The organism is Nonomuraea sp. NPDC048901, assembly GCF_040649695.1.
In the GTDB taxonomy this organism is placed as follows: Bacteria; Actinomycetota; Actinomycetes; order Streptosporangiales; family Streptosporangiaceae; genus Nonomuraea.
The window spans coordinates 248,949-275,174 of the sequence record NZ_JBEZFW010000004.1; the positions used below are offsets into that span (position 1 = coordinate 248,949).

The 26,226-nt window shown below is 67.0% G+C and carries 21 protein-coding genes; 16 read left to right on the forward strand and 5 right to left on the reverse strand.

All coding sequences use genetic code 11. From position 1 onward, the window contains the following. Window positions 1–110: 110 nt before the first annotated feature. The 9 genes from AB0C30_RS14970 to AB0C30_RS15010 all read left to right on the forward strand — a co-directional run bounded on the left by AB0C30_RS14970 (window position 111) and on the right by AB0C30_RS15010 (window position 10,837). Window positions 111–2,072, forward strand: a complete 1,962-nt coding sequence (locus tag AB0C30_RS14970) for a BTAD domain-containing putative transcriptional regulator (protein WP_357943518.1) — start codon at window positions 111–113, stop codon at window positions 2,070–2,072. A gap of 322 nt (window positions 2,073–2,394) precedes the next feature. After that, a complete protein-coding gene (locus AB0C30_RS14975) occupies window positions 2,395–3,726 on the forward strand; it encodes an FG-GAP-like repeat-containing protein (protein WP_357943520.1) in 1,332 nt (443 codons plus the stop codon). Between the two features lie 62 nt (window positions 3,727–3,788). Next, on the forward strand, window positions 3,789–5,153 hold the full coding sequence (locus AB0C30_RS14980; protein WP_357943521.1) for a VCBS repeat-containing protein: 1,365 nt from the start codon (window positions 3,789–3,791) through the stop codon (window positions 5,151–5,153). A 54-nt stretch (window positions 5,154–5,207) separates the two neighbouring features. Further along, window positions 5,208–5,885 (forward strand): response regulator transcription factor, encoded by a 678-nt coding sequence (locus tag AB0C30_RS14985; RefSeq protein WP_357943523.1) that lies wholly within the window; start codon window positions 5,208–5,210, stop codon window positions 5,883–5,885. After that, on the forward strand, window positions 5,882–7,285 hold the full coding sequence (locus AB0C30_RS14990; protein ID WP_357943525.1) for a HAMP domain-containing sensor histidine kinase: 1,404 nt from the start codon (window positions 5,882–5,884) through the stop codon (window positions 7,283–7,285). The genes AB0C30_RS14985 and AB0C30_RS14990 overlap by 4 nt, the downstream gene beginning before the upstream one ends. Before the next feature lie 73 nt (window positions 7,286–7,358). Then, window positions 7,359–8,417, forward strand: coding sequence for a serine hydrolase (locus tag AB0C30_RS14995; RefSeq protein ID WP_357943527.1), 1,059 nt, complete (start codon window positions 7,359–7,361; stop codon window positions 8,415–8,417). 67 nt (window positions 8,418–8,484) lie between these two features. Beyond that, the gene (locus AB0C30_RS15000; RefSeq protein ID WP_357943529.1) at window positions 8,485–9,150 is read left to right on the forward strand and encodes a hypothetical protein; all 666 of its coding nucleotides are present in this window, start codon (window positions 8,485–8,487) and stop codon (window positions 9,148–9,150) included. A 9-nt stretch (window positions 9,151–9,159) separates the two neighbouring features. Further along, window positions 9,160–9,981: an MBL fold metallo-hydrolase gene (locus tag AB0C30_RS15005; RefSeq protein WP_357943531.1), complete on the forward strand. Its 822-nt coding sequence runs from the start codon at window positions 9,160–9,162 to the stop codon at window positions 9,979–9,981. Between the two features lie 76 nt (window positions 9,982–10,057). Continuing rightward, on the forward strand, window positions 10,058–10,837 hold the full coding sequence (locus tag AB0C30_RS15010) for a hypothetical protein (RefSeq protein ID WP_357943533.1): 780 nt from the start codon (window positions 10,058–10,060) through the stop codon (window positions 10,835–10,837). Window positions 10,838–10,900: 63 nt separating this feature from the next. On the opposite strand, the gene AB0C30_RS15015 is transcribed toward AB0C30_RS15010, so the two are convergent. After that, window positions 10,901–11,914, reverse strand: coding sequence for a hypothetical protein (locus AB0C30_RS15015; protein WP_357943535.1), 1,014 nt, complete (start codon window positions 11,912–11,914; stop codon window positions 10,901–10,903). 301 nt (window positions 11,915–12,215) lie between these two features. Here AB0C30_RS15015 and AB0C30_RS15020 point away from each other — a divergent pair, with 301 nt between their 5' ends. Both AB0C30_RS15020 and AB0C30_RS15025 read left to right on the forward strand, forming a co-directional pair. Beyond that, window positions 12,216–14,060 carry an NACHT domain-containing protein gene (locus tag AB0C30_RS15020; protein WP_357943537.1) on the forward strand — a complete coding sequence of 615 codons (1,845 nt, stop codon included), beginning with the start codon at window positions 12,216–12,218 and terminating at the stop codon, window positions 14,058–14,060. Between the two features lie 248 nt (window positions 14,061–14,308). Then, window positions 14,309–15,475 carry an acyltransferase gene (locus AB0C30_RS15025; protein WP_357943538.1) on the forward strand — a complete coding sequence of 389 codons (1,167 nt, stop codon included), beginning with the start codon at window positions 14,309–14,311 and terminating at the stop codon, window positions 15,473–15,475. Here the strand turns inward: AB0C30_RS15025 and AB0C30_RS15030 are convergent. The 3 genes from AB0C30_RS15030 to AB0C30_RS15040 form a co-directional block, all read right to left on the reverse strand. Continuing rightward, entirely contained in the window at window positions 15,453–17,315 is a 1,863-nt protein-coding gene (locus AB0C30_RS15030; RefSeq protein WP_357943540.1) for a potassium transporter TrkA, read from the reverse strand. The genes AB0C30_RS15025 and AB0C30_RS15030 overlap by 23 nt on opposite strands. Before the next feature lie 135 nt (window positions 17,316–17,450). After that, window positions 17,451–18,908 (reverse strand): LCP family protein, encoded by a 1,458-nt coding sequence (locus AB0C30_RS15035; protein WP_357943542.1) that lies wholly within the window; start codon window positions 18,906–18,908, stop codon window positions 17,451–17,453. Window positions 18,909–19,047: 139 nt separating this feature from the next. Then, entirely contained in the window at window positions 19,048–19,317 is a 270-nt protein-coding gene (locus tag AB0C30_RS15040; RefSeq protein WP_357943544.1) for a GlsB/YeaQ/YmgE family stress response membrane protein, read from the reverse strand. 201 nt (window positions 19,318–19,518) lie between these two features. Between AB0C30_RS15040 and AB0C30_RS15045 the strand changes: the two genes are divergently transcribed. Beyond that, a complete protein-coding gene (locus AB0C30_RS15045; protein ID WP_357943546.1) occupies window positions 19,519–20,403 on the forward strand; it encodes a hypothetical protein in 885 nt (294 codons plus the stop codon). A 122-nt stretch (window positions 20,404–20,525) separates the two neighbouring features. Further along, the gene (locus AB0C30_RS15050; protein ID WP_357943548.1) at window positions 20,526–21,134 is read left to right on the forward strand and encodes a dihydrofolate reductase family protein; all 609 of its coding nucleotides are present in this window, start codon (window positions 20,526–20,528) and stop codon (window positions 21,132–21,134) included. Between the two features lie 83 nt (window positions 21,135–21,217). On the opposite strand, the gene AB0C30_RS15055 is transcribed toward AB0C30_RS15050, so the two are convergent. Next, window positions 21,218–21,622 (reverse strand): hypothetical protein, encoded by a 405-nt coding sequence (locus AB0C30_RS15055; RefSeq protein ID WP_357943550.1) that lies wholly within the window; start codon window positions 21,620–21,622, stop codon window positions 21,218–21,220. 229 nt (window positions 21,623–21,851) lie between these two features. On the opposite strand from AB0C30_RS15055, the gene AB0C30_RS15060 reads away from it, so the two are divergent. The 3 genes from AB0C30_RS15060 to AB0C30_RS15070 all read left to right on the forward strand — a co-directional run bounded on the left by AB0C30_RS15060 (window position 21,852) and on the right by AB0C30_RS15070 (window position 26,095). Then, window positions 21,852–24,572 carry a BTAD domain-containing putative transcriptional regulator gene (locus AB0C30_RS15060; protein WP_357943552.1) on the forward strand — a complete coding sequence of 907 codons (2,721 nt, stop codon included), beginning with the start codon at window positions 21,852–21,854 and terminating at the stop codon, window positions 24,570–24,572. Between the two features lie 180 nt (window positions 24,573–24,752). Then, on the forward strand, window positions 24,753–25,466 hold the full coding sequence (locus AB0C30_RS15065) for a BTAD domain-containing putative transcriptional regulator (RefSeq protein ID WP_357943554.1): 714 nt from the start codon (window positions 24,753–24,755) through the stop codon (window positions 25,464–25,466). Window positions 25,467–25,972: 506 nt separating this feature from the next. Next, window positions 25,973–26,095, forward strand: a complete 123-nt coding sequence (locus tag AB0C30_RS15070; RefSeq protein WP_357943556.1) for a hypothetical protein — start codon at window positions 25,973–25,975, stop codon at window positions 26,093–26,095. The last annotated feature ends 131 nt before the right edge of the window (window positions 26,096–26,226 follow it).

Genomic DNA, 26,226 nt, shown 5'->3' on the forward strand with positions numbered 1-26,226 from the left:
AAAAACCGCGCGCGGCGGCGGAATGGTTGCGATACGGGGAAGGAGGGCGGGCCCCCTCGCGGAGCGGTGGTCAGGCCGCCTCGGCCCACTACGACGGAGACCGCTAAGTCGTGGCCTCATCTCTCGGTTTTCACATACTCGGCCCGCTTGAGGTCATCGCGAACAACGCCCGCTTCACCATCACCGGGCTCCGCCAGCGGACCGTCCTGGCCGTGCTGCTGCTCACTCCCGACCGGGTTGTCTCGGTCGATCGGCTCGTCGAGGCCGTGTGGAGTGGTACGCCGCCGACCACGTGCCGCAACCAGATCGCCATCTGCGTCGCCGGCCTCCGCAAGGTCTTCCAGGAGGCGGGCTGCCACGAGGACGTGATCGTGACCGCGGCTCCCGGCTACATGCTCGTGTCCGGCGACCACCGCATCGACACGGTCGAGTTCACGGCCCGGGTGGAGTCGGCCCGGCAACTCGCCCAGGACCACCGGCAACTCGCCCAAGGCCAGCGACAACAGGGGGAGCGGCACCTCGCCCGGGACCAGCGGACGGCCCAGGCGGCCTCTCTGCTCAGGGAGGCGCTCAGTCTGCGGCGGGGGACACCGTTCGCTGACACCTCCAGCTCGCGGCTTCAGGAGGAGGCGAACTTGCTGGAGCAGCAGTGGCTCAACGCATACGAGCAGTACGCCGAACTCCAGCTGGAGTTGGAGAGGTACAGCGAGATCGTGTCCGAGCTGTCCGGGCTCGTCCAGGAACAGCCGCTACGCGAGCACGCCCGAGCGATCCTGATGCTCGCCAACTACCGGCTTGGCCGCCGCTCCGAGGCCCTGGGCCTGTTCCGCCAGGCCCGCCAGAACTCCGTCGACGAGCTGGGGCTGGAACCGGGCAAGGAGCTCCAGGAGCTGCACGCCGCCATGCTGCGCGAGGATCCCTCGCTCCTGTCGACCTCCACAGCGTCGGCCTCCACAGCGTCGACCTCCACGGCATCGGCCTCCCTTAACGCCGACCTTCCCGGCGGCTCCGGCGAGGCGCGGCTGCCTGCGGATGTGCCGTCGTTCGTCTCCCGGGAGGAGGAGCTTGCGAGCCTCGATGCTCTGCTGGAGGGTGGCCCCGACGTAGGGTCGGCCGCCGTCGGGCTCATCACCGGGGGACCGGGGGTAGGCAAGAGCGCCTTGGCGGTTCGCTGGGCCCACCGAGTGGCGCAGTCGTTCCCCGACGGACGGTTCTTCGCCGACCTCACCCGGCCAGGAGACGGCGAGGAGTCTGTGTCGGTCATGCTCGCCCGGTTCCTGCGCGCTCTGAAGACCCCGGAGAACGAGATTCCGGTGGACCCGCGAGGGCGGGCTGAGCTGTTTCAGCGGTCGGTCGCCGGACGGCGGGTGCTGGTCGTGCTCAGGGGAGTGCGGGACCTGCGCCGCGTTCAGAGCCTGATCCCCGCGTCCGAGACCTGCTGCGTCCTCGCGACCAGCCCGCACAACCACGCGGACAACCACCCGGGCCCCGTCCAGGTACGCCTGCGGCTGGACGCGCTGGACACCCGCTCGGCCGTCGAACTCCTCGACGCGCTCGTCGCCGATCATCGCGTACGGTGGGAGCCCGCCGCCGCCAGGAAAGTGGTCAGGTACTGCGACAACCTGCCCCTGGCCGTGTCCGCGGCCGCGGCGCGGCTCACCGCGAAGGCGCACTGGAGCGTCTCCCATCTGCTGGCCAGGCTGCGCGACCCGCTGCACCGGCTCGACGAGCTGAGCCACGGCGGGCCGCCCGGGATCCGCGACAGCTTCGACCGCGGCTACAGCGGCCTGGGACCGGATGCCGCCGCCCTGTATCGCCGGCTCTCGCTCTGGGACACCCCGGAGCTGGACGTCTGGAGTGGCGCGGCGCTCATGAACATCGACCTGTCGAGCGCGGAGAACCTCATGGAGCAGCTCGCGGACGCCGCGCTGCTCGAGACGTGGGGGCGGCGGCCGGACGGCCTGTTCCGCTATCGCCTGCCCAGCCTGCTCGCCCTGCACGCTCGGGAGTACGCCGATTTCCATGACCTGTCGGCGGCGGGGTTGAAGCTGCCTTATCCGTCCGCGATCTAGGCGCCCAACGTCATTTGTTCTGCCGATTATCGCCGGAAATTTCCCTGCGATAACGAGATGAAATGCCGTTCGCCTAGGGTGGCTGCGCCGGGTCGGTTAATGCGACCGCGGCGGCGCCCATGGCCAGGGCGCGGCAGGAAGGAAATCTATTGATCGGATCGTCTGCCGAACTAGCAAAACAGTTCGGCGGAGGCGGAAGCATGCCCAAATTCATCACCGAAGCACGCCCGCAAAAAACAAATCCAAGAGATGAGGGATCACGATGGGTCAAATCCATATAACAGGCCGGCGACTCGCCGCGGGTCTGGCTTCCATGGCGATCATGGCCACCGGCCTCACCGCTGTCATGGCCGCCCCGGCCTTCGCGGTGAGCAGGTCCGCGATCGTCTCCGCCGCCCAGGACGAGCTGAACAACAGCAGCCGAGATCATGAGAGTCCCATGGGCAGCGGGTGCAACTACTACACCGGTGTCTTCCGTACGTGGAAGGACTCCGCCGGCTGCCCCAGCAGCGATGGCGTGCAGTGGCGCGACAGCAACTGGTGCGCGGACTTCGCCAAGTACGTCTGGCGCAAGGCCGGTGTCCCCCACGCCGACGTCCCCGAGTTAGAGGGTGGCGTGCTCACCGGATGGGCCAGCTCGTTCAAGGACTACGGGACCAAGTACGGGACCTGGCACACCAGAGGCAGCGGCTACACCCCGCAGCCGGGCGACGCCGTCGTCTTCGACTGGGAGCAGAACGGTGACATCGACCACGTCGGCATCGTGAAGAGCGTCGACGGGAGCACCATCTACACGATCGAGGGCAACAGCGGCGACCGGACCAAGGCCAACTCGCACTCCCGGTCGAGCAGCGACATCGTCGGTTACAGCGCGCCGGTCGAAGCCGGCAACGGTCCTTCGAACCAAGACGGCGGGGATTTCAACGCCGATGGGGTGGGGGATATCTTCTCGGCCGCTACCGGGACGTTGACCGTCTGGAGTGGTAAGGGGTCGAACAATTTCGGGTCGGCCACCGAGATCGGTCCTGGCTGGGGCGCTTTCAGTAAGCCCATTGCTGGTGACTTCAACGACGACGGTATTAGTGACCTGGCGGCGGTCCGGGATGGCAGCAAGCTGACCATCTGGAATGGCAAGGGCGATAACCACTTCTCCAATGCGATCGAGATCGGTCCCGGTTGGGAGCCGTACGACAGCACCCTGATGTCGCTGGGCGACGTGAACGGTGATGGTCATGCCGACATCGGCGCCGTCCGTGAGGGCACCGGCACTCTCTACCTCTGGAACGGCAAGGGCAGCAACAACTTCTCGAGTGCCATCGAGATCGGCCCTGGCTGGACCGCTTACAGCAAGCCCATCGGCGGTGACTTCAACGGCGACGGCATCGGCGACCTGGCGGCGGTCAGGGACGGCAGCAAGCTGACCATCTGGAACGGCAAGGGCGACAACAACTTCTCCAGCGCGATCGAGATCGGTCCTGGCTGGGAGCCCTTCGACAGCACCCTGATGACGCTGGGCGATGTCAACAAGGACGGAAACACCGACATCGCTTCCGTCCGTGAAGGCACCGGCACTCTCTACCTCTGGAACGGCAAGGGCGCCAACAACTTCTCGAGTGCCATCGAGATGGGTCCCGGCTGGACCCCGTACTTCTAACCACTCCACCCCGCCGGGACGACCCCCGGCGGGGGCATTCCCACGATTTGGAGCGTCAGACAGTGTCGAGAACATTCGCCCGCCACACGACGACGGCAGCGCTGGCCATCTTCGCGATCGTCGCCTTATCCCCCTCGGGGTACGCCCAGGACGATCCGGCCGGACCACCTACCGGCCGAGTGACCGCCTCCTACGCCACCGCCGCATGCGACTCCAACGGCACGACCAGCACGGACGCGGCCCTGGCCACACAGCTGAACGGCGTCTTGACCGCCACGATGAAGGGCTACATGACGGCGTACCGGGTTTCGTGCGCCCGCATGATCGTCAAGGCCGTCCACGACCGCGGCATGGATCCCAGAGCGGCGGTCATCGCAGTCACCACCGCGATCGTGGAGTCGACCATCCAGAACGTCAGCGAGACGGTCGACCACGACAGTCTCGGTCTGTTCCAGCAGCGTGCGTCGTGGGGCAGCGTCCAGGAGCGACTCAATCCGATCTGGGCCACCAATGCCTTCCTCGACAAAATGGTCAGGGAGTACCCGAACAACTCCTGGATGACAGCGCCGATCGGCGAGGTCTGCCAGGCGGTACAGGTCTCGGCCTACCCGTCCCGCTACCAGCCCCAGGCCGGAGACGCACAGAAGATCGTCGATGCCCTCTGGCAGCCGCGGAGTTCGTATGGCGGGGATTTCAACGCCGATGGGGTGGGGGATATCTTCTCGGCCGCTACCGGAACGCTGACCGTCTGGAACGGTAAGGGCTCGAACAACTTCAACTCCGCCACCGAGATCGGTCCTGGCTGGGGCGCTTTCAGTAAGCCCATTGCTGGTGACTTCAACGACGACGGTATTAGTGACCTGGCGGCGGTCCGGGATGGCAGCAAGCTGACCATCTGGAATGGCAAGGGCGATAACCACTTCTCCAGCGCCATCGAGATCGGTCCCGGTTGGGAGCCGTACGACAGCACCCTGATGTCGCTGGGCGACGTGAACGGTGATGGTCATGCCGACATCGGCGCCGTCCGTGAGGGCACCGGCACTCTCTACCTCTGGAACGGCAAGGGCAGCAACAACTTCTCGAGTGCCATCGAGATCGGCCCTGGCTGGACCGCCTACAGCAAGCCCATCGGCGGTGACTTCAACGGCGACGGCATCGGCGACCTGGCGGCGGTCAGGGACGGCAGCAAGCTGACCATCTGGAACGGCAAGGGCGACAACAACTTCTCCAGCGCGATCGAGATCGGTCCTGGCTGGGAGCCCTTCGACAGCACCCTGATGACGCTGGGCGACGTCAACAAGGACGGAAACACCGACATCGCTTCCGTCCGTGAAGGCACCGGCACTCTCTACCTCTGGAACGGCAAGGGCAGCAACAACTTCTCGAGTGCCATCGAGATGGGCCCCGGCTGGACCCCGTACTTCTAACCACCCCACCCCGCCGGGACGACCCCGGCGGGGCAACATCTGTAGTCTGCGGCGGTGACCGCGTACCGGATCCTGGCTGTGGACGACGATCAGGCCATCCTGCGTTCGCTGCGGCGCGGGTTGCGGCTGGAGGGCTTTGTCGTGGACACCGCCGAGTCGGGGCGGCAGGCGTTGGAGCGGGCGGCCGGGCAGCCCGATGCCATTGTCCTGGACGTGTCCATGCCGGGAATGTCGGGCATCGAGGTGTGCGGTCGATTACGGGAGGCCGGGTCGCAGGTGCCGGTGCTGATGTTGTCGGCGATGGACGAGGTGGCCGACCGCAAGGCCGGGCTGGCGGCGGGTGCCGACGATTACGTGATCAAGCCGTTCGACCTGGGTGAGCTGGTGTTGCGCCTGCGCGCCCTACTCCGCCGTGCCGGGCGCGCCACGGGCACGACGGTACGCATCGGGCCGCTGGTCATCGAGCCGGACGCCCGTGTGGTCACGTTGCGCGGCCGCCCGGTCGAGATGACGCGGCGCGAGTTCGACCTGCTGGAGGTGCTGGCGCGGAACGCCGGGATCGTGCTGACCCGTGCTGTGCTGCTGGAGCGGGTTTGGGGCTACGACTTCGAGGTGAGCGACAACGCGGTGGACACGTTCGTCGGCTACTTGCGGCGCAAGCTGGAGGCGGGCGGTGAGCCGCGCATGCTGCACACCGTACGCGGCGTCGGGTTCGTGCTACGAGAGCCATGAAGCTGTCCACGCGCTTCGCGCTCTGCCTGGCCGTTGCCGTCCCGCTGCTGGTGGCGCTGGCCGGGCTGGTCGTGCTGATGCTCGTCTCACAGGATTTGCGTACCCAGCGAGATGATCAGCTCGCGGCGCGGCTGCGGACACTGGCCCCGATGGCGAGAACGTACGCGTGGCGAACCGATGTGCTGCGTGCCGTGCCGCCCGACTTCCTGCAGCGGCGACTGCTGGCCGCGGCCACCGGCCAGGGCGGGGCGACGGTGGTGGTGGGTGACGAGAAACCGCTGGTCATCGGGGACGTGCCCGGCACGCTTCCGGCCGGTGCCGGTCCCGGCGACTACGTCGAGGGGGATCGGCAGTGGCGATTCGTCGCCGCCGAGCTGGGGCCGCGGGGGAGGGCGCGACTGATCCTGTTCGAGCCGGATGAGCGCCTCGCCGGCCAGATCGCCGCCCTGCGTAACCGGCTGGGCTCGGTCACGTTGGTCGCGGTCGGTGTGGGCGTGGTCGCGGGGCTCGTACTCGGCAGGTTCGCGGTGCGTCCGCTGTCGAGGCTGGGCGGGCAGGCACGGGCGATCGACGCGCCCTCCTCTTCCGGTACGCGACTGGCGACCACGGCCGGCGTCACCGAGATCGACGAGCTGGCCCGCCTCCTGAACGACCTCCTCGACCGGCGCGACGCTGCCGTGGCCCGTACCGGCGAGGCTTTGGAGACCGCGCGCGCGTTCGCGGCCACCGCCGCGCACGAGCTGCGTACCCCGCTCACCAGCATGGGCACCAACCTCACCCTGCTGGACCACCCCGGGCTGGATCCGGCGGATCGCGCCGAGACCGTCGCCGACCTGGCCGCCGAACACGGCCGCCTCCAGCGGCTCATCACGATGCTGCGCCGGCTCGCGCGCGGCGAGCTGCTCGACGCCTCCGCCTTCGCCGAGACCGACCTGGCCGGCATCGTCAACGACGCGATCGAGGACGCCCGGCGCCGACACCCGCATGCCACGATCACCGCTCGCGTGCCGGACGCCGTACGGGTGCGCGGCTGGGCGGAGGGCTTGCGCCTGGTCGCCGACAACCTCCTAGACAATGCCGCCGTGCATGGTACGGACGCGTCCGGTCGCAGCGCTATCACGGTCACTCTGGAGCGTGGGGATGAGATCGTCCTCGCCGTCCAGGACACGGGTCCGGGGATCGAGCCCGAGTGCCACGAGGCGGTGTTCGTCCGCTTCCACCGACGCCCTGGCAGCCCCGGGTCGGGGCTCGGTCTCACGTTGGTACGGCAGCAGGCGGCCCTGCACGGTGGCACCGCCTGGTTGGGCGCCTCCCTTGAGGGTGCTGGTACGCGAGCCGAGGTGCGCCTGCCCCTGACCGAGCGGGAAGTCCCGCGATCCGGGCGGTCCTGGCTGGAATAGCTCGGCCCTTGCCAGAGAAATGCCAGAAAAGCACGTCACCATCCCTCCGAACTCATCCTTCGGAGGAGATGACATGCGCATCATCCATTACGCGGTCGCGGTCGCGGCTGCGGTCACGCTGTTCATGCCGGCCGCGGCCTTGGCCGAGACCACTGATGTCATGCAGCCATCGGCGCACCCGGTCAAGCTGCGTACCGCCCTCAGAGAACTCTCGGTGACCTACACCTACCAGGGCGAAGAGCGCACCTTGGACGACTTCCTCACCCGTACGAAAACCAACGGCTTCCTCGCCCTGGACGGCCAGGACGTCGTCGCGGAGCGCTACACCGGCGCGAACCGTGACACCCGCTTCCAGTCCTGGTCGATGGCCAAGTCGTTCACCGCGACCGCCGTCGGCATCGCGCTCAAAGAGAAGCACATCGGATCGATCGACGACTCCGTGGACAAATATCTGCCCGAGCTGAAGGACTCCGGCTATGCCGGGGTGTCCATTCGCGACCTGCTGCACATGTCGTCCGGCATCGACTGGAACGAGGCCACCGACGCGCCACGCCTGATGGCCGCGGCCAACAAGGGCTACTCGATCAGCAAGATGGCCGCCCTCCAGAAGCGCGGCTGGGAGCCGGGCAGCCGGTTCGAGTACACCAGCATGAACTCCTTCGTCCTGGCCCGGCTTGTCACCAAGACCACTGGAATGCCGTATTACGACTACGTCGAGCGCAAGATCTGGCAGCCCGCCAGCATGGAGTCCACGGCGACCGTCGGCAACGACTCGCACGGCGACAGCCTGGGCTACTGCTGCTACTACGCCACCGACCGCGACTTCGCCCGCTTCGGCCTGCTCTACCTGCACGGCGGCAAGGCGAAGGGCCACCAGGTCGTACCGGCCTCCTGGGTGAAGGCGTCCACCAAACCGTCCTCGGTCAACCCGAACTATGGCCTGCACTGGTGGCTCGGCGGCGACGGCGGAGATTTCATGGCGGTCGGGCTCGGCGGCCAGTACATCTACGTCTCACCCGAGCAGGGCGTCGTCATCGTCAAGTCGTCCATCGCGGGAAGCGCTGTTGACCAGGAAGAGGCCATCGTCGCGTTCCGCGCCGTGGCGGCCGAGGTGGCCAGGACCCGAGGATGACTCGAATGGGCTTGGTGCAAAGCCGACAGCCGGTCATAGGGGCTTTCGAGTGTGACTGGAGGGCCGCGTGAGTCTCCGGCTTCTGCGGTTTGTCGTCGCCGCGGGTGTGCTGACGCTCGCGATCGGGCTGGGCAACCTCGTGGACGGTGACGTACGGGCGGGACTTCCGCTGTTCGTCGTCGGACTCGTTTTCGCCGGAGTGCCGGCGGGCCTGCTGGTCCGTCATGTGATCGCGAACTGGACGTCAACAGATTTCCGGCGCTCACCGGCGATGGCGGATCCCGCGATACGGCGCAATTTCCGCAGCGTCGCCGTGCTCGTTATGGCCTACAGCGTGCTGTGGTTCCTCGCGGCCGTCGCGATCCTCGTCTTCGCCTATCGGATCCCGCACGACAACGGCAGCAGCGGCGGATCGATCGCCACCGTGATGGTCATCGGCTGCTTCCTCGCCGGGATACCTACGCTGCTCGGCATCCAGTTTCTCCGGTGCGGGCAGCTGGTGCGGCACGGAGGCATTGAGGGCATCGCGGCCGGGCTGCGGCTCGGCTGGATCGTCGTCGTCATCGGCGGGCTCGCCACCGTGGGCTCGCTGACTCATGACCGCCCCGGCTACGGCACGATCGGGCTCGTCGCCGGCTGCCTGGTCGCCTTCACGCTGGTCAACAACCTCCGATTGAGCATGCTCAGCACCCGGGTCGTCGCGTACGAGCGGCAGGCTTCGGGGCAACCGTAAAGGAAGATCATGACCGATATTCGTGTGCATACCTACAGCGCCGCCGAGACGGGCATCTTCGTCAACAGCTACCTGATCGAGACGGCCGAGGGAGTCGTCCTGGTGGATGCGAGCCTGCTGGTCTCTGACGCCAAGGCGCTGGCCGCCCGGCTGGCCGCGTTGCACAAGCCCTTACTGGCGGCGTTGGTGACGCATCCCCATCCCGACCATTTCAACGGGCTGCCGTACGTGGTGCCCGATGACGTGCCCGTCTTCGCCACCGGGCCGGTGGCGAAGGTGATCCAGGAAAGCGCCGTGGCGAAGCGCGAGCAGTGGCAACCGATGTACGGCGATGAATGGCCGGACCGATTCCGCGTCCCCGACCAACTGCCGGCGAGCGGTGACGCGATGGAGATCGGCGGAGTGCGGCTGACGGTGACCGACATCGGCCCCGCCGAGAGCCACGCCGACTCCTACATCGTCGCCGAGGCCGGCGGAAAGCGCATCGCGTTCATCGGCGACGTGGCCTTCGCCGGGACGCATTCGTACCTGACCGACGGTCACACCGGGACATGGCTGGCCGCGCTGGACCGGCTCGCCGGCGAACTGGCAGGGGTACGGCTGTATCCCGGGCACGGCCCCGCGGGCGGGGTCGAGCTGTTCGACGACCAGCGCAAGTACCTGCTGATGTACCGGGAGGCCGTTGCTCGCCTGGCCGCCGGGGACACCTCCCTCGACGAGGAACGGAAGCGCGAACTGACCAGCCTCATGGTCCGCTACGCACCGGACGCGCCGCTGGATTGGCTGGTAAGCCTCGGCGCCGACCCGGTCGCCGCGGAGCTGGCCGCCTAGCCTTTCATCGAGGGGAGGGTCACGACGAACTCGCAGCCCGTGCCATGGGCGGGGCTGCGTAGCTTGCCGGCGATGGATGACCGTCGGCAGTGCCCGTACCACCGGGCTGCTTGAAACCTTCTCGCAGATCCGCCGGCCGCCGTTCATCGAAGAGGGCGTCCCCGCGCTGCCGTTCGCGGTGTTCACCACCCGCAACCCGCAGATCGCCGAACCGTGGCTCGTCGACGAACATGACACCCATGGACAGCCGCTCGCCCCCGGCGCCATCGCCGCAGGCTGGGACGCCAAACCCAACTTCAGATGGAAGCCCGATGGCACGGCCGTGCTGTTCTGGCAGCAACAGGTGCGCGGCACACAGACCAGGGTCGTCGTGGCCCACCTCCCGGAACGTCCGGCCGCCCGCCGCGGCGCCATCCGCTCGACGCCGTCCCCGTCCTGGGCGTCACCGATCGCCGGCTACGTGCCGCCCGACCCTCGCCCGGTGACCCACCACGCCGGGAAGATCTCCGGGAGCATCGACATCACGCGCCGGCCCTCGCCGACACCGCGATTCGAGTATCTGCTGGAGGTGACCTACACCAATTACTCCGACGAGCCGGGATTCGTGATCAATGGCGTCGAGCGCAGCGACCACGGAAAGCCCGGTCTGTACGGGACGACTTCCCGCTACAGCGCCGACCTGGCGGTGTCCGGACGACACAGCGGATACCTCAAGGCGGACAACGTACTGATCCAGCCCCATGCCATGACCGGCACGATCGAATCCCAGCTTGACGGCCGACACCTCACCCTCGGCCCTCTCCCAGAAGGGGCAAGCCATCCTTCGTCTTCGTACTCACGATGTCGCCGGGCATGAACGGCGCGATCGACTCAGCCACACTCAAGATCATGTACACGGCTGTGGCCAGCGTGGTGGCGCTCATCGACTCGCGAGTGGTCGGTGCTTGTCATTCCCAGAGACAGTTGGGCCGTGTTCGGCCGTCGGAAGCAAGTACGTATTGTCGGGAAGTCCCGTGCATTGGCTCGCCCATTCGGCGAGTTGGGTAGCCAGGCAGTCCGAGAGGTGGGCCAAGTAGCCATCTGGATTCGAAGCGCGACTTGCCGCCGCCTGCTCCAGATCCTTGAGCAGCACTCTCTGGTTGCCCTGTAGGAACTCCTTGTAGTTCAGCTTGGTCAGACTAGGCATGAGGGCGTGGATAAGTTTGCCCACGCAGCCTTTCACCCGCTCGTCGGGGTCGTAGCGCCAGATGCCGAACAGGCGTACTGCCACCGCCCTTAGGGAGCTCTCATTCCTCGGGCTGCCGCGCGTCATGTTCACCAGAGCCTGCACGATGAGCAGCTTGGTTCTGGGACTGAAGTCTGGAACCCAGCAACCCTCCACCGCACTCGGCCAGTCGAGGGACTGACAGGGGTTGAGCCGTTCCGCGTTGCGACACAGTATTTCGGCCGCGACCAGCTGTGCGTTGCGAGATTCTGATCTCAACGCGGCGTCGATCACTAGTACCGCGGTCTCCTTGGAGATCTTGTCTTTGCCATCAGACCACAGGTCCACCAGGAGCGCCACGGCCAGCTCGGAGTGATCCAGCTTGGTAAGTGCAAGGAGTCCCGCAGCCGTGGCGGCAGGGACACTTGAAGTTGAGTCGGTAGGTGAGAACAACTGCCCGGCACGCATAGCGGCATCGAGCTTAAGCCGATCGTGCTGGTCACGGCCTTCCCGCTCAAGCCTGCGTTCGGTCTGGCGGCTTACCACCAGGCCTACGAGCGACACCGACGCGGTGACCAGCACCCCGATGAAGGTCAGGATCGCCGTCAGCCGTGCGGTGTCTCCCATTCCGAGATTGAAGGGGCCAAGGAGCAATGTGGCCGGCAAGGCCGCCATGAGGGCTAGAACAGCGATCGAGGCGAAGAACAGCTTCTTGTCCTGTCCGCTCATTGCGGCTCCTGTTTCGGCTTGACCGGTCGTCACACATCATGCTCGCTTGAGGCCAAGGATGTCCGCTGCCTTGCCGTATTCGTTCTTCGCCGCAGTTCCCTCAGTGAGGCTTTCCATCCTCTAGCGGAAGAGTGCTTGCCACAGTCTGTCCGTTGCATAGACTGCCCAAATGACATCTCAGCAGTGACAATGTCGGAGGCACGTCGGCGTGGCGGGATCGCGCTTAGATTTTCGCGGATGGTATTGGTGGACATTTGTCGCCACACTCGTCCTCTTGCCGTTATGCGGCATCGCCGCGACTGTGTTCCTCATTTCCGAGGGCCGGGAGAACGCTGATCAGTGGGCCAGCATTCTGGGTGGTTCCGTTAGCGCCCTCGCCGCTGCCGTGGCGCTAACCGGCTGGTTGCGGCAACGGGCCAAAAGAGAAGGCGATCTCGGTGACCTGGACACGGCCGAGCCGGAGGCGGCCGTCGTTGCAGCGCGTGTCGAACAACTGGCCAACAAGGTGCGAAGGGTTTGGGAGGCGCAGGAGTTGCGGCAGCGCCTGCTCGACCCCGAGCCGCTCCCAGTCTCTTGGCGTACGGTCGGCCCGCCAGTCAGCGATCACTGGCGGGTCATCGGCGGTGAAGATAGCCCCATCGATCTCGACGGCAGCTTAGACGACCTGTATTGGACCGTGCGCACCAAGCTCCCCAGGACCCGCCTGGTCGCGCTCGGGGAGCCAGGGTCGGGCAAGACGTCCCTGGTTGTGCGTTTCACTCTGGCCTGCCTGGCCGCCCGGGAACAGGCGGGTCTCGCCGCGAGCCCGATTCCCGTGATCCTGCGCTTGTCGACCTGGAGGCCGTCCGAACAGACGCTCCAGACTTGGATCAACACCAGGCTGCGCGAGGACTACGACTTCGACGAACCATTGGACATGGAGCATCTACTTCTCATCCTCGATGGTCTCGACGAGATGCCGTGCCCGGCTCGCGAAGAGGCGTTGACCAGAATTAACGCCGCTTTCAGCGCAAGATTTCCGATCGTTCTGACCAGCCGTACCGAGGAGTACGTGGCGACCATCGAATCCCGTCGGTCAGACGTCCTCACTGCTGCGGCCGCCATAGAACTGCAGCCTCTCAACGCCGCCGCGGTCCGCGACTATTTGACCATCACCACCAAACCCGCACGCCTGTCGGAGTGGACGAATGTCTTCGCCGAACTCACCGCCAACCCCGACGGAGAACTTGCCCGTGGCCTGTCGACGCCCCTGGCCATTTCCCTGGCTCGCGTCGCATACGCCGAACGGGCAGCTGACCCGGACCATCTGCTCAGCTTCCGCACCAGCCGGCAGGTGGAAGCCCACCTTCTCGCTCAGCTGGTGCCCGCACTCTACGGCGACACGTCCACAGCCACCAGAGTCGGCCACCACGTAGACGACGTTCATCGTTGGCTGTCCATTCTGGCGCGCCACTTCATGAGACGAGGCATCTCCTGGCCGGATCTGAGCGATCTTGTCTCCCCATTGGTCCATAGCTTGATCATCGGTTCTGTCACGGGCCTGTCCGTGAGCGCGATACTCGGCCTGGCGACCAGGCCCTTCATCGGCACGCTCGTGGGATTGATGATGATGCTGGCCGTCTGGGCATACACCGTCACCACGGACTCGGCGCCCTCACAACACACACCCACCTGTCGCCGGCTACTGGCATTTTGTATTGCCCCTGTGGCACTCTTCGCCGCCCTGCTCTGGAGCCTCACCACGCTCGGCGGCCAGGCCACCAGCCCAGCGTCGGGCATCGCGCTGGCGGCCTCGCTCTGGTGCCTTGTGCTTCTCTCTGGTGGTCTGATCGCCCTCCAACTGGCGGTACTCGACCTCGGCATCGTGATCGCCCTTGTCAACCAGCCGGACGCCTCGCCTCAGGCCCTCGTCTTGGCGGGCCTCGTGGTCACCATCATCGTGTCGACTCTCTCGGCCGCCCAGCCCCGCCTCTTCATCGCCCGCGTCCTGCTGTTCTTCACTGGACACCTGCCCTGGCGCCTGAACGCGTTCTTGGAAGACGGCTACCGGCGCGGCGTGTTTCGCAAGGTTGGCGACCTGTACTACTTCCGCCACGACCTACTGCGTGAACAACTGGCCAATTCCGGCGGCGCAGAGAGTCCTTAGCGCAATGAGGCGAGGCGTCGCTAGGCCCACGATGCGAACACCAGACCGACGTGTGGCACCCACAGACCTCGGACCTGGAGGCGTACGCGCTGGTGTCCGAGGCGGTCGGCCGGGTGGGCGAGCGGCGCTGTTCCCTGACGGAGTGCTGGGGGGCGCGACTGGTAATGGACACCTGGCGTCCGAAGGATCACGATTCCGATACGTTGGGCCGTATGCTCCCCGCTCTCCCTCAAGCCGCTCGTGCCGACGTGCGACAGGTTCCGTCCCGGTTCGCCTGGCTGGACGCGTTGCGCGGCATCGGCGCGCTGGCGGTGGTGGGGGAGCATCTGACCACCTGGGCGATGCCGTGGCTGCGGCCTACCTCGTTCAACCTCGGCGTCTACGGCGTGCTGGTGTTCTTCCTGGTCAGCGGCTACATCATCCCGTCCTCGCTGGAACGGCACGGCGACGTGCGGGCCTTCTGGATCGGCCGGTTCTTCCGCCTCTATCCGCTCTACCTGGCGGTCATCGCCCTGGTCCTCGCTCTGGCCTGGTGGATCCCGGTACGGGCGGAGGTGCCCAGAGAGCTGTCCTCGGTGGCCGCGCACCTGACGATGCTGCTGGACACGGTGGGTACGGCAGGTGTGCTGAACACGATGTGGACGCTGTCGTACGAGATGGTGTTCTATCTGCTGGCCGCGGCCCTGTTCGTGACCGGCGTACGCGATGGACGGAACCTGCTTCCGGCCGTATTAGCGCTGATCGCCGCCGTCGCTGGGCTGGTCCTCACCGGGCCGCCGCTGTCGGGCGGCTGGCTGGCCTGGGTGTCGTCCGGCCTCTTCGTGGTGGGGCTCGGCTGCGTGGTCTCCGGCCGCGGGCGTACGGTCGCGGCCTGCGCGCTGGGTTTGATGGCGCTGGCCTTGGTACTGCTGAGCAGCCGTGTCCCCTGGTTCGGGCTGGCGATCCTGGCGGTGATGTTCGCTGGTACGGCGATCCGTCGCTGGGAACGCGGGCAGGCGCCGCTCTGGCCCGTGGTCGTCACCGCGATGGTCGTGGCCGCGACACCGCTCTGGGCGCTCAACGCCGGCTGGTGGTGGGTGCGACCGGACGTGTGGGGGCTGACCGTCATTCTCGCCGCCCTCACCTTCGCCGGTGGCATGGCCTTACGTGCGCGTCCCCTTCCTGCCGTGCTCACCTGGCTCGGCACGATCAGCTACTCCCTCTACCTGGTCCACCTGCCATTGCTGCTGATCGTCATGGAGTTGGCCGGTGAGATGCGCTGGTCGCCGCTGCCGCTGCAGATCGGGATCAGCGTGGTCTTCCTGAGCCTGCTCATGCCGGCCAGCTGGCTCAGCCACCGCTTCATCGAAGGCCCCATGCAGCGCCTCGGCCGTCGGGTCATTTCCCAGCAGGTCAGTCTTCGGCGAGGACGATGACCAGGTCGCGGGGGCCGAGCGTGACCGGGTCGGATTTGCCGGGGTTGAGCACCACGCCGTAGTTGGGCGGGGCGGTGGACTCGACCGCCAGCCGGTAGCCGATGGCGGTCTCGCCGCGGGTTCGGGCGGCGGCGATGACGGTGGCGAAGCTGACCGTCATCCCAGGGCGGACGTAGTCGGTCGCGGGCTTGAGGTAGATCTCCGAGCCGTCGGCGTCGAAGAGGTAGCGGAACACCGCGCCCAGGTGCGGGTTCTCCGACAACTGGGTCATCAGCAGGCTGATCAGCTTGGTGCCGACCACGAAGTCGTCGGCCTTGGTGACCTGGGCCAGGCGGCGGTTGCGGTCGTCGTTCATCTCGCTGACGATCGGGAACCGCTGCCCGGTACGGGATGCCAGGTCACGCAGGTGCAGCAGCGTCACCAGCGTACGTGAATCCGCGTACTGCGACTCCAGCCGGTCGTCGGCCAGCACGATGATGTGGTCGAACATGCCCGGCTCCAGCGACTCCAGCGTGATCCGGTCGGTGGTGTCGCACTCCTTGACGTTCAGGGCCAGGTTGGTGAGCTCGAACGCGAACTCGGATTCGTCGACGGCGGCGGCCACGTTCAGGATCGAGCCGGGGGCCACGTACTGGTCGAGCTCGGCGACGATTTTCGGGGCGCGGCTGTTCCAGCCGAGCATCAGTGTGCTTTCCGGAGGTGCGGCCTCGCGGGCGGGAAGGGTGATCGCCTGCTGTACGACGGGCGGGAAGCTGCGGACGAGCCGGACGGTGGAGTCGTCCTCGGCGATCACGATCATCTGGTCGCCCTCCATGACCTGGGTGTCCATGGGCGGGTTCAGGACCACCGAGCCGTCGCCGCGCCGGATCCCGATCAGCGAGGCGGTCTCGTACGCGAACAGCGCCTCCCCATACGGGAAGCCGGTCAGCTTCGGTTCCGTCCGCATGTAGATCTCGTCGCCGCCGAAGTCCAGCAGATCGGTGACCACCACCGACAGGCCCGACTGGCGGCAGGTCTGCACGATGAGCCGGGAAGCGATGTCGTCGGTGTCGACCACCTGCGCGTGCCCGTTGGCGGCCAGTTCGGCCGCGACGCGGTTGCTGGAGTCGGCCACCGAGGCGATGATCGGCGGGCGGCGGCGGCGCCAGTTGCGGTTGGTCAGGCCGAGGAGCGTCTTGACGACGTGCGCGTCCGGATCCTCACCCGCCGGGGAGAGGACGATGATGGACCGGGCGGTGTCCGGGCTGAGCAGGTCGAGATCGGTCGGTTCTATGGTGCTGCCACTGCGTACGACGACGCGGGTCTTGCCGGTGTCGCCGACGCGCGTGCGCAGTTCCTCCTCCATCTCCAGCTTGTCGCCGTCGCCGAGGATGGCGATGCAGGACTTGGCTTCGCTGGCGTTGGCCTCGACCAGCTCGGGGATGATCGTGAAAACCTGGTCCGACCAGCCGACCAGCACCGTGTGGCCGGACTCGACGATGCGGGACCGGCCCTTGCGCAGCTCGGTCAGCTTGTTGTCCAGGCCGGTGGTGAGCACGCCGACGAGGCTGGAGACGATCAGCAGGCCGCCGATCGTGATGGCGAACCCGAGGATCGTGAAGATCGTGCTGCCCTCGTTGTCGCCCGCGACGGTGCCCGGGTCCATGGCGCGCATGAGACTGCCCCAGAGGGCGTCGTACCAGCTGTCGTGGACGTCCTTGTCGGCGAAGAGTATGGACAGGCCCGCGAAGATCACGACCATCACGACGGTGACGAGTGCGAGCCAGCCGATCAGGGCGGGTGTGCCCTTCGACATGCTGTTGTCGAACCGGTAACGCAGACGTTCTCGTCGTGTGGCCATGACCTAACCCATCGTTTTGGGCATCCTCTCGCCAGTGGCGGTAGGGGATGTGCGAAAAGTACCAATAGCCACAATTTTCCCCTTACTTCTATCCCGCCGCTTGCATCTCGCTAACAAAGGAGCGAAGTCGCGCCGCTAGGTCTTCGCCTTGGCGGGCACGCATGACGAGTCCAGCGTGTCCAACCGGTCGGACTGCTGGGCGGGCTGGCGTGGTGACCGCGTGGTTGTGGGGGTGCTGCTGGTCGTACTGGTAGGGGATGGGGTGGCGACCCTGCCGGCGCGGGCGATGGCGATCTTCACCGCCCTGCGGATGCGCGGGTAATCGGGATAAGCCGGGTTGTACGTGGGTGGTACGAAGTTCACCTTGGCCACCTTGGCGCCCTTGACCTGCTGAGCGAGCGGCACCAGGTCCTGCAGCAGATCGCGCGGGATGTCGGTGAGAAAGGTCTGCTTGGCGGCCTTGGCCAACGCGTTGAACTTCAACAGCACGTTGCCCGGGTTGAGCTGCTTGAGCATGGCGCTCATCACGCACTGCTGGCGGAGCATGCGGGTGTGGTTGTCGGCGCCGGCGCAGGTGCTGCCCGGATGGTCGCGGGCCCTGCCGTACCACAGGGCCTCGTTGCCGTCGAGGGTACGGGTGCCGGCCTTGACCACGCCGCCGTCGGAGCGGCCCACGCCGTAGCAGACGTCCCGCTCGACGTTGATGGTGACGCCGCCGAGAGCGTCGATCAGGTGTGCCACGCCCCACATGTTGACGAGCATGTAGTAGTCGATCTTGAGGCCCAGGATCTGGCCGAGCGTGCCCTTGACGGCCTCCGGGGCGCGGTCGGCGGAGCGGCCGACGACCTCGGGATGCATGTCGGCGTACGCCCAGACCCCGTTGAGCAGGTCGGCCGAGCCGCGGCCCTGGCCCGGCGGCAACGAGAAGTTCTTCGGCGGCGGGAACCGCTTGGCCAGCGCGGATCCCGGCGGGAACGGCGCGTTCTCCAACTCGCGCGGCAGCGCCAGGACCACGGAGTTGCCGGTGTGGACATCGATGCTGACCACGTTGATGCTGTCGGTACGGATGCTCACGCCCTTGCGGGAGGCGGCGCCGTCCCCGCCCAGCAGGGCGATGTTGAGCCGATCGCGTCCCCGCCACGGATCCTTGTGATCGATCGGCTTGGACGGTGAGGACTTGAAGACGCTGCCGATCGCGTCGTCAGAGGTACGGGCGGTCGTGGCGGCCAGCCCGAAAGGCAGCGCCACGCTCACCGACAGCACGCCCGCGACCGTGGCCGTACCGAGCTGTCCCCACTTGCCGAGCCTGGCGGGTCGCAGCACGATGTACGAGCTGATCACGACCCCGGCCCAGGCCAGCCCGCCGACCACGCACAGGACGGTGATCACGGCCAGCCAGGTCGGATCGAGCAACAGGCCGGCCAGCGCGTTGCGGTTGATCAGCGCGATCACGGCACCGATCAGCAGCACGCCGAAGGTCCCCATCATGATCATGCCGGTACGCTTACGGCCCGCCAGAAAGTGCGCGACGCCCGGAACGACGACCGACGCGAGCGTCCAGCCGATCACGGATGGAGCAGTCCACCTGCGCATCCAACCTCCCCCATAGGCAACATATGCCTCATTGCGTAGGGAATTTAGCAACTCACCACGCTTGGGGTGACCTAGACGGAGGTTCCCTGGGCTCCCAGGCAAGCGAACGGCCACGGGCACAACCCGTGGCCGGGACGCTCTATCTTCCGCGTTTGCCGTACAGGCCGACTGTCAGAGAGACGCCCAGCGCGGCCAGGGCGACCTGTATGCCGAGCTCGATCCAGTCGATGCCGCGGGTGTCGGCCACGCCGAGCGCGGCGGCGAAGGCGGTGCCGACGAGCGCCGCGACGACGCCGATCACGATGGTCAGCCAGATGGGGATGCGCTGGCGTCCGGGGACGACGAGCCGTCCCAGAGCGCCGATGACGATGCCGATGATGAGGCCGGAGATGATGCCGGTGACTTCCATGCTGAGACTCCCGATTGGTCGGCAACCTATCCGGGCAACGAACCACCTCCTGGAGAGGTTCCTCACCCTGGTGATCGTCGGCTGAATTCACTTTCGCACATTAAATGGCCGGAACATGCCCGCACATTGTCCTTTGTCCGGCGTTATTGAAGGGTGCAGAATTCGGTTGAGTCCGATGGTCGGGCGAGGAAGGAAAGCGAAATGAGAAAAGTCTCGAAACTGGCCGCGATCGCGACCACCATGGCGGGCGTGCTGATCGCCACCCCGGCCGGGGCGACGGCGAAAACCGATCCCGCCAGCCCGGCCGGTCCGTTATCGAGCCTGGTGGGCTGTCCGCTCGGAAACACGTACGTGATCAGTGGGAACTGGGACGGCATCGGTGGCGACGGCATCGGCACTGTGACCAAGACTGCCGATGGTTTGTCCTGGCACCTGCGCAATGGAGTCCTCGGCGGGTCCGAGACCACGTTCAACTTCGGGCTCCCGACGGACATCCCCGTCGTGGGCAACTGGGACGGCATCGGTGGCGACGGCATCGGCGTCGTCCGCGTGACCTCCGACAACCAATGGGATTGGTACGTCCGCCAAGGCGCGAACGGTGGAGTGGCCGAATATCACTTCGTCTACGGATCCGGTAACGACTACCCCGTGACGGGTAACTGGGACGGCCAAGGCGGTGATGGCGTGGGAGTCGTTTCACCGGGGGGCGGCTGGCATCTGCGCAATGGAGCGAACGCGGGAAACGCGGACTACAACTTCGCTTATACCGGTAATTTCACCGCCAGGCTCCCGGCCGCCGGCAACTGGGACGGTATCGGCGGTGACGGCCCGGTGGCTCTGGGAGCCAATTCCAACGGCGACTATCTCTGGGCATTGCGCAACGACATGCTCGGCGGGAGCCCGCAAACCACGTTCCCCTATGGCAAGGCTTTTCCCTCCGGGTGCGCCGTCGTGGGCAACTGGGATGGTATCGGCGGCGACGGCATAGGCGACGTGTACTCGGACGGGGCCAGGCTCCAGTGGCATCTGCGCGACGCGCCCAACTCGGGTAACGCGAACTACCAGCCGTTCTTCGGCAATCCCTAGGCGTTCCGCCGGCCTGGACGGCAAGATCCATGCCTGGATTGTGCTGCACCTTAAGAGAGTCGTAAGTCGGCTCTGCGAGGCTTCAGGCACATCGAGAACCGGTCCTTACCAGGAGGAACATCATGAGGACGATCGCCGCAAGCCTCTTCATCTCCCTCGACGGCGTTGTCGAGGAGCCGGCGGAGTGGCATTTCCCGTACTTCAACGACGAGATGGGTGCGGCTGTGGGCGGCCAGATGGCCGACACGCTGCTCCTGGGCCGCAAGACCTATGACAGCTTCGCTGGGGCGTGGCCGGAGCGGGAGGCGGAGGGTGGCGAAGACGCCGGTTTCGCCAAGACGCTGGGCGAGGCGCGGAAGATCGTGGTGTCGCGCCAGCCTTTGGAGTTCACCTGGCGTAACTCCGAGCTGCTTCAGGGCGATCTGGTGGAGGCCGTGACGGCGCTGAAGAACGAGCCGGGCGGTCGGATCGCGGTGAGTGGTTCGGTCTCGGTGGTCCGCCAGTTGTTGCAGGCGGGGCTGCTGGATGAGCTGCATCTGCTGGTGCACCCGATCGCGGTCCGCAAGGGCGAGCGGCTGTTCGACGAGGGAGACACGACCGTCCCGCTGGAGTTGATCAAGTCCGAGACGTTCACGACTGGGGTGCTGTATCTGGTCTACCGGCCTGCCCAGGCCGCCGCCGATGCTTCCTACGACGACGCCAAGACGCACCTGTCCCAGGACGAGCAGTAGAAGCCGACAACGGGCAGCTCGGCATGTCGCCGCCGTGTCACGGGGTCCGGAGGGGACCCCGTGACGTCGCGGGTTGGCATTCATCAAGCGGCGTCGAGGGCTTCGGTGATCTTGCGGGCCATCTCGGTCATGGTGGGGCTGGGCTGGCCCTTGTGGGGTCGGGTGGCGGCGTCGATGGCGACGATGACGGTACGGCGGAAGTTGTCGGCCTCGGCCGGGTTCTGCTGGTTGAGCAGGCTCATGGATGCGGTCAGGGCGGGCAGTACCTGGTCGGCGAGTGCGGCGACGGTCCTGCCGTACTTCACGCCCTTGGGCGCCTTGGCCAGCACGTGCCCGACCAGGCCGGTCGCGGAGGTCAAGGCGATGGAGCCTTCGGTGGCGGCCTTGTGCGCCGAGCCGGCGGCGCCGGCGGCGGACATCAGCGAGACGGCGCCCCAGCCGGCGGTGCGCAGGGTGAGCTTGTCCTGGTCGGTAAGGGTGATCGACATGGTGTTGCGCTCCTTCAAACTCTTACGAGGTTCGACCGAACGGACAGACGTTGAACCGTTCATGGGCTCCACCATCCCCGATCGTTCTGATACCGGGCCGATGCCGTCCTGACGCGGACACTGACACGACAAAGGCTGGTCGACCGCAACGCGGCTGCGAGTACTGAGCGGCGCCTGGCCTATCCCGTCCCGGGTTATCTTCTGTCGGGGCGAAAGAATGGGAAGCGTCATGCTGATTCGACTGCTCGGCCCGGTGGAAGTGGAGCGGTCAGGCCAGCGATGGCCGGTGCGACCTCCGCAGGCCGCTCTCGTGCTCGCCGTGCTCGCGCTGGAGGCCGGGCACGCGGTCCCGGTCGACGCGCTTCTTGCCCGGGTGTGGGGGGAGCAGGTTCCACCAGGTGCGCGGCGTACCCTGCACACGATCATCACGCGCATCCGGCACGAGGTGGTGGCCGATCATGGCGCGCTCGTCCACCGGTCCGGCGGCTACGTGCTCGATGTCGAGGAGTCGGCGGTCGACGTATCCCGGTTCCGCGCTCTCGTCGACGATGCGGCGAACGCGCCGGATCCGGCACCGCCACTGGGCGAGGCCTTGACGCTCTGGTATGGCGACCCTCTCGCCGGGCTGCGCGGCGAATGGGCCGAACGGACCCGCCAGCGCCTGCGCGACGAGCGAAAGGAGGCCTCGCTGGCGTGGGCCCGGGCGGTGACCGGACACGACGCGGCCGGCGCGGTCGCGGTGTTGTCGGCGCTGGCCGAGGAGCACCCGCTGGACGAGCTGGTGGCGGCCGCGCTGATCGAGGCGCTGCACGCCTGGGGGCGGACGGCCGAGGCGCTGATGCACTTCGCGCAGGTACGCCGGACGCTCGCCGACGAGCTGGGTGTGGAACCGGGCACGGCGCTGCAGCGGTTGCACCTGCGGCTGCTCAGTCCTGAGGCCGTCGTGACCGTCCGGCCCGTCCCGGCGCAGCTGCCCGTCGATCTGCCGTGTTTCATCGGACGGGCGGCGGAGCTGGGCCGTTTGACCGCGATCGCGGCCGGCGCAAGCACGGCCGCTCCGGTCTGTGCGGTCTCCGGGCCGCCGGGAGTGGGCAAGTCGTCGCTCGCGCTGCGGTGGGCCCACCTGCATCGCCGGCGTTTCCCCGACGGTCAGCTGTACGCGGATCTGCAGACGGCCGGCCCCGTCGACGCGACTGTGGTGCTGACGCGCTTCCTGAGAGCGCTCGGAGTCCGGGAAGCGCACATACCGGCGGAGGCGGAGCTGCAGATCGGGCTCTTCCGCAGCATGCTGGCCACGCGCCGGATCCTCGTCGTGCTCGACGACGCCCGCAGCGCCGAGCAGGTTCGGCCACTGCTGGCCACCGCCCCGCAGTGCTTCACGCTCATCACCAGCCGGGCCGAACTGTCCGGGCTCGCCATCACCGCCGGAGCGCACATGCTCCAGCTCGACGTTCTGGGGGACGACGACGCCCACGAGCTGCTGGCGGCCAGGCTGGGCGAGCGCAGGCTGGCTGCCGAGCCCGAGGCCAACAGGCAGATCATCCGACTGTGCGGCCGGTTGCCGTTGGCGCTGGCGATCGTCGCGGCCAGGCTGGCGCAGCACATGGACCTGCCGCTGGCGCATGTCGCCACCGACCTGTCCCGGGTGGACGCGGACCTGGAACCGTTCGCCCACAACGATCCAGCGACCGACTTACGCACCGTGTTCGAGCGCTCGTACCGGGACCTGCCGGAACCGGCGGCCCGGCTGTTCCGGCGCCTGGGGCAGTATCCCGGGCCGCACGTGCCGATGTCGGCGGTTGCGAGCCTGGGTGCTCTGCCCCTGGACAGCGCACGGAGGCTGTCGGCGCACCTCGATCGCACCAATCTGGTCGACATCCGCGCCACCGACCGGTTGCGTCTGCACGACCTGCTGCGCGTGTACGCGGCCGCGCAGGCTCGCGACATCGACAGCCGGACGGCGCGCCGGGCGGCGACGCGGCGCCTGCTGGACTACTACCTCCACTCCGCATGCGCCGCCAGCGGCGTCTGTTACCCGCAGCGGGAGACCGTGCGGCTGGGCCGACCGGCGCGAGGCGTGACAGTGGAACGATTCGACGGACCCGCGTCGGCGCTGCGCTGGTTCGCGGAGGAGTCGGTGGTGCTGACGGCGCTGCTGACGGAGGCGAGCGAACTCGGGCTGCATCAGCACTGCTGGCAGCTGACGTGGGCATTCGCGGAGTTCATGCAGCGCCGCGGACTGTGGGAGCAGATCATGCGTGCTCAGACGGTGGCCCTGGCGGCGGCCGGCCGACTTGACGACCGCTTGGCCCAAGCGCTCTGCCACAACAGCCTGGCGCGCGCCCACGCCAAGCTCGGTCGCGATCACGTGGCCGTCGAGCACTTCGAGCGGGCGCTGGAGCTGCACCGCGGCCTGGACAAGCCGGGCCTGCACGCGCACGTCCATCTGGGACTGACCGTCTCACTGAGCCGGGCCCGGCCCGGCCGCGAACTGCACCACTCCCTTCGCGCACTGGAGCTGTTCCAGCAGGCGGGCGATGCCATAGGGGAGGCCCGGGCGTTGAACAACGCGAGCTGGTGGCGTGCCCAGCGCGGACATTACGACGAGGCTCTGGCCGACTGCCGCCGGGCACAGCGGCTCCTGGCCGATCAGGGCTATGCCCAGGGCGAGGGCCACGCCTGGGACAGCATCGCCTACATCCTCGCCTGTAAGGACGACTTCACGCAGGCGGCGGCGTGTTACGAGCGTGCGGTCGAACTGCTGCACGGCTGCGACGACCTGCATCCCGCCGCCGAGACGCTGATCCGCCTCGGTGAGATGCACCTGCGGGCGGGGAACGTCACGGCCGCGCTGAACGCGTGGAAACGGGCGGCGGAGTTCTACGACGCCCTCGGCGACACGCAGGGCGAGGCGGTCCGCGCGCGCATGACCTCTCTCGAGCGTCCCTGACCGTGTCCCGCCCTGCGCTGAGCTGGGACGTTGAGAATTCGTTCAGAGCCCCGTTGCAGGCTTCGCTTGACTGAGTGCGCATGCGGTAAAGGAGGTCATGCGACGGTGAGAGGAAGAAGCCCGGAGGGAATTCAGGTCAGACTCCTGGGTCGGTTCGCGTGCACCATCGGTCGCCGGGAGGTGCCCATCTCCCCGAAGGCTCAGCGGCTGATCGCCTGCCTGGCCCTGCGCGGGCCGACGCCGAGACCGGTGGTCGAGACCCTGCTGTGGCCGCAAGCGAGGCAGACGCAGGCGGCTAAAGGACTGCGACAGTCTCTGTGGAAGATCCGTAAGGTGACAGGGGACGCCCTGCTCGGTGCCCACGGCGAACAACTCGAGCTCCGAGCCGGCGTCACGCTCGACATCACGCCCGCGAGCAGGCTCGCGGAGCGGCTGGCCCGAAGGGCGGCGACCCTGGAGGAATCCATCGGGCCGACCGCCGCCGGCCTCGCGGGACCGGCGGAACAGGGCATGACCGAACAGAGTCGATGGCCCTGCCTGGATCTGGAGCTCCTTCCGAGCTGGGACGGCGAGGAGATCGAACGGGCACGGGAGCGATGGGACACGATGCGACTGGCGGCGCTGCAGCGGCTGGGTGAGTCATGCCTGGCCGAGCGGGACCTGCTGGCATCCCTGGACTACGGTCGGCGCGCCGCCGCGGTGGATCCGTTCAACGAACGCTCTCAGATGATCACGGCGAGCGCCCTGGTGGGCCTCGGCGACATGCGGGGCGCATGGCGGCTCTACACGGCCTACTCGGATCTGGTGGGAGCGGAGCTGGGTGTCGACCCGAGCCCCGGGTTCCTTCGCATCGTCACCGGCGTCGTGCCGGAGGACGTCCTGCTGAGGCGATGACTTCACTCGGGCAGCGTGCCGAGCATGAAGAAACCGCGCCGTGGGGAGACCAGCGATTCCAAATTCAGGGAACGGTTGCCGGTCGGGGAATTAATGAGGATGGGCGAGCTGCTTTCTTTCGACGCGATGCCGCGCCGGCGAGCGCTATTTGGTCTGGCCGGGGGCGCAGATGGGAATGGTGGTCCCACAGCCGTTGCGGCACGGCGAGGTGCCGTTGACCATCTCCTTGGTCGGCTCGTCCCAGGTGATGTCGGTGACGTCATCGGCGATGAGGTCAACCAGCCCAGCCAGAGACGTGGCGCTCCCTTTTCGTGAGTCCGTTTCTGAACGCCTCCCAACTTAAATGGTAGTCGTCTGCTTTTCGTCTTCCCGGTGATTCTGCGGCGTCTCCGCCGCGTCTGCGCGATGTCTGCGAGCCGGCCATTGAATTACTCTTGACGAAACAGCGGTCGAGTGGCTTTATTGGGTGGTGTCCCACTGCGAATATCTCTCGAAAGGAATGAGAAATGAACACTGGAATCGCTGAGCTTTACGCTGGCTTCAGTTATGACGGCCAGGGCGTCGTGGACCTCGCCTCCGGGGTGTCGCAGGTCAAGACCACCACCGTCATGAGCGCCGCACAGCGTTGACCGACCTCGCCCAGCCGCCGGGGCGCACGGGCGCATTGCCCGGCGCTCCCGGTGTGGCGGACAGCGCGAGACACGATGGAACGGGCGGTGACTACCTCCCGTTGTACGCGCGCCCCCTCGCCCAGGCTCTG